At 71.6% G+C, this 6913-nt stretch carries 8 protein-coding genes, 1 tRNA gene and 2 pseudogenes; 1 reads left to right on the forward strand and 10 read right to left on the reverse strand.

Translation table 11 applies throughout. The features are described 5' to 3' along the window. From B1L11_RS43535 to B1L11_RS43550, 5 genes and pseudogenes are all read right to left on the reverse strand, one after another. Positions 1-900: pseudogene (locus tag B1L11_RS43535) on the reverse strand (MFS transporter); the annotation flags it as partial. Between the two features lie 24 nt (positions 901-924). Next, the gene (locus B1L11_RS53525; protein WP_256863424.1) at positions 925-1272 is read right to left on the reverse strand and encodes a hypothetical protein; all 348 of its coding nucleotides are present in this window, start codon (positions 1270-1272) and stop codon (positions 925-927) included. A gap of 144 nt (positions 1273-1416) precedes the next feature. Next, on the reverse strand, positions 1417-1830 hold the full coding sequence (locus B1L11_RS43540; RefSeq protein ID WP_079320998.1) for a hypothetical protein: 414 nt from the start codon (positions 1828-1830) through the stop codon (positions 1417-1419). A gap of 76 nt (positions 1831-1906) precedes the next feature. Further along, positions 1907-2260, reverse strand: coding sequence for a hypothetical protein (locus tag B1L11_RS43545; protein WP_079320999.1), 354 nt, complete (start codon positions 2258-2260; stop codon positions 1907-1909). Positions 2261-2335: 75 nt separating this feature from the next. Further along, positions 2336-3430 carry a glutamate--cysteine ligase gene (locus tag B1L11_RS43550; protein WP_079321000.1) on the reverse strand — a complete coding sequence of 365 codons (1095 nt, stop codon included), beginning with the start codon at positions 3428-3430 and terminating at the stop codon, positions 2336-2338. 144 nt (positions 3431-3574) lie between these two features. Here B1L11_RS43550 and B1L11_RS43555 point away from each other — a divergent pair, with 144 nt between their 5' ends. Then, complete coding sequence (locus tag B1L11_RS43555) at positions 3575-4960, forward strand: hypothetical protein (protein WP_079321001.1); 1386 nt, start codon at positions 3575-3577, stop codon at positions 4958-4960. A 16-nt stretch (positions 4961-4976) separates the two neighbouring features. Here B1L11_RS43555 and B1L11_RS43560 read toward each other — a convergent pair whose 3' ends face one another. From B1L11_RS43560 to B1L11_RS43580, 5 genes and pseudogenes are all read right to left on the reverse strand, one after another. Continuing rightward, complete coding sequence (locus B1L11_RS43560; RefSeq protein ID WP_079321002.1) at positions 4977-5159, reverse strand: hypothetical protein; 183 nt, start codon at positions 5157-5159, stop codon at positions 4977-4979. Positions 5160-5179: 20 nt separating this feature from the next. Continuing rightward, positions 5180-5252: transfer RNA gene (locus tag B1L11_RS43565), tRNA-Ala, on the reverse strand. A 91-nt stretch (positions 5253-5343) separates the two neighbouring features. Then, positions 5344-5979 (reverse strand): histidine phosphatase family protein, encoded by a 636-nt coding sequence (locus tag B1L11_RS43570; protein WP_079321003.1) that lies wholly within the window; start codon positions 5977-5979, stop codon positions 5344-5346. Between the two features lie 25 nt (positions 5980-6004). Beyond that, complete coding sequence (gene rsfS, locus B1L11_RS43575; RefSeq protein ID WP_079321005.1) at positions 6005-6409, reverse strand: ribosome silencing factor; 405 nt, start codon at positions 6407-6409, stop codon at positions 6005-6007. 131 nt (positions 6410-6540) lie between these two features. Beyond that, positions 6541-6913 (reverse strand): annotated as a pseudogene (locus B1L11_RS43580) (hypothetical protein); the annotation flags it as partial.

Consider the following 6913-nt stretch of genomic DNA (forward strand, 5'->3'; position numbering starts at 1 on the left):
CCCGTCGCCCGACCGCACCCGCCGCGCCGTGTCGGCCGACCGGCGCATCCGTCCCGCGACGAGGTCGCGCACGCCCCGCGAGACGTGGTCGCTGCGCCGCCCACCGGGCGCGGACGGGGTCTCGTCTTCCAGCGTGCGGTCGGCCGCCGCGTACCAGCCGGTGACCACCTGTACGGCGAGCGCGGCGAACAGCAGCCCGAACGGCAGCGCCCACCCGCCGCTCACCTGGTGGAGCAGGCCGAACGTGATCGGACCGGCGCCCGCGATGAGATATCCGGCGCTCTGCCCGAAGGCGGACAGCGCGGCGGTGCCCGCCGCCGTGCGGGTCCGCATGGCCAGCATCGCCAGCGCGAGCGGGAACGTTCCCCCGCCGACGGCCACGAGGATCGACCACGCCCACAGCGCCTGCCCGGTGAGCAGGCCCGCGAAGCCGACCGCGTACAGGACGACGAAGGCGATCACGAGCGGGCGCTGGCCGGACAGCCGGGCCGCCAGCGCGGGCACCGCCATGGAGACGGGGATCCCGAGCCCGGTGAACACGGCGAGGACCAGGCCGGCCTGGCCGGCGGTGTAGCCGTTGTCCCGCAGCAGCAGCGGCAGCCAGCCGAACATCACGTACGCGATGAGCGACTGCGAGCCGAAGTATCCGGCCACGGCCCAGGCGAGCCTGCTGCGCAGGAGGCCGTCGGCTCCGGCCCTCGCGGATGTGTCGCGCCGCTCCGGCTCACCGCGCCTGAGCGCGAGCCACGGAATCGCGGCCACGGCGGCCAGGGCCGCCCACACCCCGAGTGCCACGTGCCAGTTGCCTCCCGCGGCCTGCTGCACGGGAACGGTCGCGGCGGCGGCGACCATCGTCCCGGCCGCGAGGGCCGTCGAGTAGACGGTGGTCATCGCACCCGCCCGCCGGGGGGAAGTGCCTCTTGATCAGCGCGGGGATGACGACGTTGCCGACCGCGCCACGGCCAGCGCGACCGCGCTGGCCGCCATGAACGGCACGGCCGAGTCGACGAGGGAACGCACGGCCTGCCCCGCCGCGAGCAGGACGATCGCGGCCAGCAGCAGCCGGTGCTCCCCCATCCTCCGCGACATGGCCGGCGTCAGCGCGCCGAACAGGGCGAAGCTCATCACCGGCAGCGTCGTGAGGAGCCCGGTCATCGCCCCCGACAGACCCAGCCCGGCGCTCACCTGGTCGAGGACGGTCCCCACGCTGGTCACCGCGGTGCGCAGGTTCAACGCGGCGAGGGCGATGCCCCCGGCGATCAGCCACGCCATCGATCCGCCTTGTGCTCGCAGCACGCCCCTCCGCGTCACGACGGCACTCATCGCCGCAACATCTCCCCTCATCCGGTCATCCTACGATTGACACCATACCAAAGCCCTCATAACTCTCATTTGTTCCCTGCTTCCCCCGGAGCGTTACGAGCGCCGGACTCCGCGCAGCAGCCACAGGAGACCGATGACGGGCAGCGCGAGCGGCACGAATCCGTACCCGCTGCCATATCCGGACCACACGGTGGCCTGCGGGAACGCGGCGGAGTCGGCCAGGCTCAGCGTGCCGACGACCAGCACCCCGGCCAGCTCGACCAGGCAGGCGGCGACCGCGACGCGCCGGGCGCCCCGGGCCAGCGCCACCGTGAGCACGATGTAGACCACTCCGGCGAACGCCGACAGCGCGTACGCCAGCGGCGCCTCGGCGAATCTCGTGGCGATCTGCACGGCGGCGCGGGAGGTCGCGGCCAGCGCGAAGATCCCGTACACGGCCACGAGCACGCGTCCCGGCCCGGAGCGTACGGCCTCGCCGCCCCGGTCCTGTCCGGCAGGGGCGCTCATGCCATCTCCTCGCCTTGCGGCTCGGAGTCGCATGAGCGAATCGCACTGTGTCTATTGATTCGCTCGCTACGCTCGCTCATGCGCCCGCGTTCCAGATCTGCAGCAGCCGCCCGGTCATGACGGCCACGGTGAAGGCGGCCACGGCGATGACCCCCGGCCCCCAGCGCGTACGCTCCGCCCGGCCCCACCACATGGCGGCGGGCGGGATCACCACGGTGCCCGCCAGGTAGCCGATGAAGGTCGCCTTCTCCACCACGTGGCCGAGCCCGGCGAGCGCGAAGCCCGCCTGCGCGAGCACGGCGAGCTCCAGCAGTCCCAGCCCGGCCAGCAGCACCGGCCCCATCGGCCGGTCCCGTACGGCGGTGACGACACCGACGAGCGCCAGCAGCAGAGCGGCGCCGATCAGCCAGCCCGAATAGGCGCCGTTCATGCCGCGCTCAGGGCGGGGGTCGCAGACATGGCCAGTAGCGTATCGGCCCGCACTCCCGCCCTGCCGCACGGCCCGCTAGCGCTGCCGGGTCTCCGCGAGCAGCAGGTCGACCGCGTCCTCCGGCTTCCCGTTGACCGCGTACGCCCCCCGCTGGCGCGAGGCGGAGCTGCCCCGGCGCAGCGCGGCGTCGGCGAGCTCGGAGACGATCTCCCAGTCGCCCAGCTTCTCCAGGGTCGGCCGCAGCTCCTCCAGCATCCAGGTGATGAGCCGCGGGGCCGGCACGGGCCGGCTCGTCACCGGCGACAGCAGATCGCCCTCCAGCCCGTCGCGGGCCGCCCGCCAGTTGGCCGCCCGCAACAGCGCCAGGCGCTGCTCGCCGGCCGGCGGCTCACCCCGCTCCACGGCTTCCATCTCCCTCGTCATGAGGGCGCGGAAGAGGCCGGCGAGGAGCACCACGTCGTCGGCGAGCGGGCAGGAGTCGCAGATGCGCATCTCCACCGTCGGCACGTGGGCGCTGAGCCGCAGGTCGAAGTAGACCATGCCCTGGTCCTCGATGACGCCGGACGCCACCAGGTCCTCGGCCGTCCTGTCATACTCGGCGGCGTCGGCGAACGGGCCGAGCGGGCCCGCCGTCGGCCAGCGCTGCCAGGTCAGCGCCCGGCTGCTGGCATACCCGCTGTCCTCGTCCATCCAGTAGGGCGAGCTGGCGCTGAGCGCGAGCAGCGGGGGGAGCCACGCCTCCACACGCTGGGCGGCGAGCACCGCCACGTCCCTGTCGTCGATCTCCACGTGCACCTGCGCCCCGCAGATGAGCTGCTCCTGGGCGAGGAACCGGTAGGACTCCGACAGGTACTCGTAGCGCTCCCCGGGCGTGAACGTGTAGCCCTCGATGCCGGTGATCGGGGTCGTGCCGGAGGCGATCACGCCCACCCCCAGCGGCTCGCCGGCCGACACGAGCGCCTGGCGCAGCCGCACGATCTCGGCCCGCACGTCGCCCAGGTCCTCCATCGGGGTGCTGTTGGTCTCCACCACCGAGCGCTGCAGTTCGGCCGCGAACCCCTCGTCCGGCAGCCGCTCCAGCATCGACTCCGCCAGCGGCGTCAGCCGCCGGGTCTCGAGATCGACGACAAGGAACTCCTCTTCAACGCCGACAGGCCGTCTCTTCGTCATGGCCGATCACTACCCCGGTGGTGCGGAATAGGCCTGACCTGGCCCATCGCGTATGGGCAAAGTCGAAGCGCGCCGAACTTTTTCCGTGGATGATGGCTCTTATCGGTTGGGGCCCGACATTTCCACTACGGGGAAGGAATCGACATGCCGGTCGACCTGTCCAACGGCAAGCCGCTCGCGTGGGACTCGGCGAAACTCGACGCCGACACCAAGGCCATGCTCGACAACCTGCAGCCGAACATCCTGCAGGCGCACGTGAGGGAAAGCATGTCCCTGCTGCTCGTGCACTTCGGCGACGGCCCGGACGGCAGGCGCTTCCTGCGCTCCCTCGTCCCGCTCATGAAATCGGCCAGGAAGCACCTTGAGGAGGTCCGCGAGTTCAACCGCTCGAAGAAAACCGGCACGCCGTACGTAGGCGTCGGTATCAGCAAAATCGGCTATCTGAAACTGGGCGACTCCACCACCAAATTCACCGACAACGCGTTCAAGTCGGGGATGAAGCGGCGCAAGGACACGTTGAGCGATCCGGCGGTCGGTGCCTGGGAGAAGCACTACCAGGAGGAGATCCACGCGATCGTGCTGATCGGCGACGCCACGCCCGAACCGGTCGCCGCCACCCGTGAGCGGATCCTCGCGCTGCTGCCGAAGACCGCGAAGATCGTCGGCGAGGAGAAGGGCGAGGGCCTGCGCGACGCCCAGGGCCGGGGCATCGAGCACTTCGGATACGTGGACGGCCGCAGCCAGCCGCTGTTCCTCGCCGACCAGGTGGCCGCCGAGTCCGGCACCAACTGGAACCCGTTCTTCCCGCTGAGCCACGTGCTCGTCCCCGACCCCCTCGCTCCCCACCCGAGCCGGCACTTCGGCAGCTACCTCGTCCTGCGCAAGCTGGAGCAGAACGTCCGCGCGTTCCGCGAGGCCGAGGAGGCCCTCGCCGACGCGCTCGGCCTGAAGGGCGACGACCGGCCGCTCGCGGGCGCGATGCTGGTGGGCCGGTTCCGCAACGGCACGCCGCTGCGGCTGCACGGCAAGCCGAGCTCCGAGGGCCACCCGGTGCAGAACGACTTCAGCTACCGCGACGACCCGGGGTCCAAGTGCCCGGTCAGCGCGCACATCCGCAAGGCCAACCCTCGGGACTCGCGGGACGGCGGGCTGGAGCGCACACTCGGCGTCATGATGGCCCGGCGCGGCCAGACGTACGGCAGGCGCACCGACAGGCCGTGGGACGACGCGCCCGCGGCGACCCGGCCGACCGGCGGGGTCGGCCTGCTGTTCATGGCGTTCAACTCCAGCCTGCAGAACCAGTTCGAGTTCACCCAGCAGAGCTGGGCCGACAACGCCGACTTCCCCGCCCAGGGCACCGGTCACGACCCCGTGATCGGCCAGGGCAAGCGGGACGTCAAGGTGCGCTACCCCAAGGCGTGGGGCAGCACGAAGCTCAGCGGTCCCCAGCACCAGGTTCCTCAGACCGTGACGATGAAGGGCGGCGAGTACTTCTTCATGCCGTCGCTCGCCTACCTCAAGAGCCTGTGATCCTCCGGCGCTCGCGTCAGGCGCGGGAGCGGCCGACGTAGACGTTCCGGGCCCGGTAGTAGGTGCTCGCGCTCGGGCCCGGAGAGCCGGACGAGCCCTCCATCTGGAGGTTGATGATCAGCCACATCGGCATGCCGACGAAGCCGCGGGCGTGGTGGACGGCCTTCCACTGGCCGTCGATGTTGTAGTGGATGTCCACGTCCGTGGCGCTCTGGTGTGTGGAGCTATGGGGACTCGAACCCCAGACCCCCTCCATGCCATGGAGGTGCGCTACCAGCTGCGCTATAGCCCCTTGCCACCGCTCCGGGTGCTCCCGGCGCGGCGCTCGGAGAGCATATAGGTATGCCCTTCCGTTTACCTAATTGTCACCCGTCACAGGCGTCTCAGCCGTCCGCGGTGGCGGCGGGGCTGTCGTCGCTGCTGATCGGCTCGGGCAGCGTGCCCGCGTTGTGCTCCAGCAGGCGCCAGCCGCGACGGCCCTCCTCCAGCACCGACCACGAGCAGTTGCCCAGGCTGCCGAGCGCCGACCACAGCTCCTGCGGCAGCCCGAGCAGCCGGCAGATGCCGAGCCGCAGCGCGGCTCCGTGCGAGGCGACGACCAGCAGGCCGTCCTCGTCCAGGCGGGACGCCCAGCGCCCGATCGCTTCCGCGACACGGTCGGCGACGTGCGCCACGTCCTCGCCGCCGGGGGCCTCCCACGCCTCGTACTCGGCCGGCCAGCCCGCCCTGATCTCGTCGCGGGTCAGGCCCTCCCACTCGCCGCCGCCGCGCTCGCGCAGGTCCTTGTCCACGGCGACGTCGAGGCCGGTGAGCCGGCCGAGGGCCGCGGCGGTGTCGTACGCGCGCCGCAGGTCCGAGGAGACGAGCATGGTCGGCCGCAGCGCCGCGAGCAGGGAGGCGGCCCGGGCCGCCTGCGCGACGCCGGTCTCGTCCAATGCGATGTCGGTGTGTCCCTGGAAACGCTTCTCGACGTTCCACAGCGTCTGCCCGTGCCGCAGGCAGACGACGCGACGGCTCATCGCGCCGCCCCGATGATGGCGTTCGTCACCGGGCCGCTCCGTGCCCGCGCTGGGCGGCGACCCGCTTGACGCTCTCCGGCAGCTCGATGGACGGGCAGTCCTTCCAGAGGCGCTCCAGCGCGTAGAAGTGGCGGTCCTCCTCGTGCTGCACGTGCACCACGATGTCGAGGTAGTCGAGCAGGACCCAGCGGCCCTCCCGCTCGCCCTCACGGCGTACGGGCTTGGCGTCTGCTTCGACGCGCAGGCGCTCCTCGATCTCGTCGACGACCGCGCGAACCTGCCGGTCGTTGGACGCGGAGCAGAGAAGGAAGGCGTCGGTGATGACGAGCTGTTCGCTCACGTCGTAGGCGATGATGTCGTCGGCCAGCTTCTCGGCGGCGGCCTCGGCCGCCACCCGCACGAGCTGGATCGATCTCTCGGATGCTGTCACGATTCGGTTCTGTCCTCCGTTGACGGGCTCTTCCAGGGTGCACATTCCGAGTGCCCCGTACAACCGGCTTTCCCGGGGAGACCCTACCGGCACACCCTGTCGATTCCGGTGTTATGCCCGGGATCAGGAGTTCAACGTCCTTCCGGGCCCATGGATTCCGCCAGCGGAAAGGCGGCGACAGTGGCGCCGACCCGGATCGTTCCCGGCGTACGGGGGGCCGCAGCGCCCTCGTGCAGGTCGACGATCGCGGCGAGGATCCTGTCGCGGACGTCGTGCCAGAGCTCGGGATCGACCCACAGCTCCGCGTCGGCCGTCACCCCCTCCTCGTCCGCGCGCCGGCGCCCGGCCCGCTCGCGCAGCGACCGCGCCAGCGCCTCGGCGAGCAGCGGGAAGCCGTCCCGCTGTTCGGTCAGCGGCGTCCCTCCCGCCGCCCGGTACGGCGCTCCCGGCCGCCGCGCCGGACCCGTCACGCCGGCCGCTCGGCCCAGCCCGGCCTCCGTCCGC

The organism is Microbispora sp. GKU 823 (assembly GCF_002027145.1).
GTDB classification, from domain to species: domain Bacteria; phylum Actinomycetota; class Actinomycetes; order Streptosporangiales; family Streptosporangiaceae; genus Microbispora; species Microbispora siamensis.